This is a genomic window from bacterium, from assembly GCA_035945995.1.
GTDB lineage: Bacteria > Sysuimicrobiota > Sysuimicrobiia > Sysuimicrobiales > Segetimicrobiaceae > DASSJF01.
The window spans coordinates 1-3732 of sequence record DASYZR010000004.1; the positions used below are offsets into that span (position 1 = coordinate 1).

A 3732-nucleotide genomic window follows, 5' to 3' on the forward strand; every position below is an offset into this window, starting at 1 on the left:
GTGCAGTGTGGCCCTCCACCGGGAACTACGCGCGGGGCGGTGTCGCTATCGCGCGAATCATGGGCTGCCGCGGCATCGCGGTGCTACCCGAAGGGATGAGCCGGGAGCGCTTCGAGTGGCTGGAGCGGCGCGTCGCTGCGCCGGACGACATCGTCCGTACTCCGGGTACGGAGAGCAACGTCAAGGAGATCTACGATGCGTGCCGCGATCTCGCAGCGGATCCGCGCAACGTGGTGTTCAACCAGTTCTCGGAGTTCGGCAATCACCTGATCCACTATGCCTGCACCGGCCGGGCTATGGAGACCATCTTCGAGGCGCTCGCAGCCCACCGGCCGAGGCTGCGCCTGCGCGCGTTCGTGTCTGCCTCCGGTTCGGCCGGGACGCTCGGCGCCGGCGACTACCTCAAAGAGCGCCGGGAATCGCTGATCGTGGCCGTGGAAGCGCTGGAGTGTCCGACCATGCTGTACAATGGGTTTGGACAGCACAATATCCAGGGCATCGGCGACAAGCATATCCCGCTGATCCACAACGTCATGAACACGGACGTCGTCACCGCGGTTTCCGATCGCACCACGGACCGGCTCGATCTCGTGTTCAACACGCCGCAGGGCCGAGAGCACCTGCTGCGACATCGCGCGGTGCCGCTCGAGACCGTGTCCGCGCTGTCCGCGCTGGGCCTCTCTGGCATCTGCAACGTGGTCGCGGCGATCAAGGTCGCGAGATACTTCAAATACGGCCCAGATGACGTTGTCATGACGGTGGCGACGGACTCCACGGAGATGTACGACAGCGAACGGCGAAAGGCGCTGCTTAAGTACTTCCCTCGCGGGTTCGACGCCATGGGCGCCGCGGAAGCGTTCGGCGAATGTGTCCTGGGTATGGACGACCAGCACCTGCGGGAGTGCTCCGAAATGGAACGCAATCGCATCTTCAACCTGGGGTACTTCACGTGGGTTGAGCAGCAGGGCGTGCCGCTCGATTGGTTCAACCAACGGCGGGAGCAGCGTTTCTGGCAGGACCTCCGCACGACGCTGCCCGCCTGGGACGATATGATTCGTGACTTCAACGAACGAACTCGTGCCGCGGAAGTCTAAGCGCGAGGAGACAGTATCGGTCATCCCGCCACGCGAACACATGGAGGAGTGCCGTTGGACGCAATATCGCTCTGCCGCCGGCTGATCCGGGCACGGACAGTGCTCGGCAACGAGGGGGAAGCGGTCGATGTCGCGGAAGACGCGATGCGCGCCCTCGGCTTCGACGAGGTGTGGCGTGACGAACCGGGCAACCTCATCGGTACGCTGCATGGGGAACTTCCCGGCACCGTCCTCTTTGACGGTCACCTGGACGTCGTGGATGCCGGTGATGTCGCGCGTTGGCGGTGCGATCCGTTCGGCGGCGAACTGATCGACGGCCGCCTGTACGGCCGCGGGGCCGTGGACATGAAAGGCCCTGTGGCCGCGATGATTGCCGGCATCGCAGCGATCCGAGGTCGGCCAAAGGAGGCTCGGCGCACGATCTACGTGTCCTGCTCTCTGGTGGAAGAACTGGTCGAAGGGCTCGCCCTCCGTGAAGTGTTGGAGCGGCTCAAACCGGATGCGGTTGTAATTGGGGAACCCACAAACGGGCGGTTAGCCATCGCGCAGCGCGGCCGAGGAGAGATCCTCATCGAGGCCGTCGGAAAAGCGGCGCATTCCGCATATCCGCACGAGGGCGTGAACGCCGCCGAGGCAATCGCCGATTTGATAATCGCGCTGCGTGCCATGCCGGCCCCGACTGACGATATCCTGGAGCCCGGCTATCATGTGCTGACGGAGATCTGGTCGGAGCCCCGCCCGTCGGGTTCCACGGTCCCCTATTACGCAGGTGCGGCGTACGACCGTCGTCTGCTGCCGGGTGAAACGCCGGAGTCCGTGCTGGCCCCGATAAGAGCGGCCGCGCAGCGGCTCAAGGCCTCAGAAACACGGGAGACACCGACGTCGGCCGAATACCGGATCTCCATCGTTCGATCAAAGATCACTACGTATCGCGGCGTGACACTGGTCGGGGACAGGTTCGCCCCCGGCTGGAAGCTTGGTCGCAATCATCCGATCGTTGAGGCCGCCCTGTCGGGGTTGCGGGCGGCGGGGCAACCGGGTGAACCGATCGCCTACGCCACATGCACCAACGGCTCGGCATCGGCGGGGTGGTATGGGATACCGACGATCGGCTACGGCCCCGGGGTCAACGAGCGTTCCCATGGCGTTGACGAGTACATCGCCGTAGACGAACTGACGGCCGGGGTTTCCGGATATACCGCCTTGGCGTGGGCCGTTGCCACGGCTCCGTCGCTGCCGCGGCTGCCAGGAGTCGACGGCGTAGCGAAGACGACCTAAAGTCACTATCTGCAGCTCACGGGAGGATCAGCGGTGGAGCCCACCCAACTGCTCGGCGCATGGAAACTCGTTCGGTGGACCGCCGAGGCCGAGGACGCAGAGGCCACGCTGCCGTTCGGCGCAGACGCCATCGGATATCTACTGTACACCGAGGACGGGTACATGTCGGTCGCTATGATGAAGGCGGTGCGCCGGCCGTACGCGTCCGGTGACTTAATGGACGGCACAACCGAGGAGTTGGCCGAGGCGGCGGCCACATACCACACCTACTGCGGCCGGTACGAGGTCCGCGGCGATACGGTAGTGCATCATGTCGAGGTCGCGCTGTTTCCGAACCGAGTGGGCACCGAACAGACGCGGACAATTACCCTCGCGGGTGACAGCCTGACGTGGATGACGCCACCGTTTGTGCGGAAAGGCAAACGATGGCGAGCGCGCGTCCTCTGGACCCGCGCCGGTGCGGAGCGTCGGTGACGGCCGGGCGTACATTGGTGGTCAACGCCTACTTGGTCCAGTCTGCTGAAATCTGCTGAGGCGGAACAAGCGGAGATCGTGACGGCTCCTGCCCTCCAGCGCGAGATCGGCCATGATTTCGCCGACGACACTGCAGAACTTGAACCCATGTCCCGAGAATCCCGCGGCCAGGCAGACCCGCGGCCGCTCGCTATAGTCCGGATGCAGGTCGAGAATGAAATGTTCGTCCGGGCTGTTCGTAAACATGCAGGTCTTCATCGACATCGTCGGACCGCCGGCATCGGGGAAATACCGCCGGATACACTGGCGCAGCACCTCTTCATCTTCCCCGTGGATGTCGCGGTCCAGGCCGTCCGCGTCCGTGGCTTCCCGCCGGTGATGATACTTCCCGAGCTTGAAGCCGGGAATGCCGTACACGGGAAACCCGTAGAATTCTCCTTCCGGCGCGGCAAGGATGAACACGGGGAACGTCCCTAGACGAAAATAGTCGGGACGCAGCGGCTGCGTCCAGATCAGGACTTGACGTTCCGGCTGCGCCATTGACGAGAGCGCCGGTACCAGCGTCGCCGCCCACGGCCCCGCCGTGACTACGATGCAGCCCGCGGCGTAACCGCCTCGCGATGTCCTGACCCGCAGCGCGTCGCCCCGCGCCTCCCAATCCAGCACCTGCTCCCGAGCGCGTATGTCCGCGCCGAGGGCCTGAGCCGCCGTCACGTGCGCCACGATGGCGCGCTCGGAGAGGACGAAGCCGCCATCGGGCTGGTAGATGCCGACCATGCCCTCGGGCAGATGGAAGCCGGGGAACCGCCGGCGAAGCGCGTCCGCGTCGAGCCGCTCGTGCAGCAGGTGATGCAATTCACACGATTGCAGCGAGCCCAGGACGTTG

4 protein-coding genes are annotated in these 3732 nt (G+C 64.8%); 3 read left to right on the top strand and 1 reads right to left on the bottom strand.

The genetic code is table 11. The features are described 5' to 3' along the window. The 3 genes from VGZ23_00160 to VGZ23_00170 form a co-directional block, all read left to right on the top strand. Positions 1-1094 (top strand): pyridoxal-phosphate dependent enzyme (locus VGZ23_00160; protein HEV2356024.1); only part of this gene is annotated, 1094 nt, incomplete at its 5' end. Positions 1095-1148: 54 nt separating this feature from the next. Further along, the gene (locus VGZ23_00165) at positions 1149-2372 is read left to right on the top strand and encodes a YgeY family selenium metabolism-linked hydrolase (protein HEV2356025.1); all 1224 of its coding nucleotides are present in this window, start codon (positions 1149-1151) and stop codon (positions 2370-2372) included. 33 nt (positions 2373-2405) lie between these two features. After that, positions 2406-2846, top strand: a complete 441-nt coding sequence (locus VGZ23_00170) for a lipocalin-like domain-containing protein (GenBank protein ID HEV2356026.1) — start codon at positions 2406-2408, stop codon at positions 2844-2846. 21 nt (positions 2847-2867) lie between these two features. Here the strand turns inward: VGZ23_00170 and solA are convergent. Continuing rightward, positions 2868-3732 (bottom strand): N-methyl-L-tryptophan oxidase (gene solA, locus VGZ23_00175; GenBank protein ID HEV2356027.1); only part of this gene is annotated, 865 nt, incomplete at its 5' end.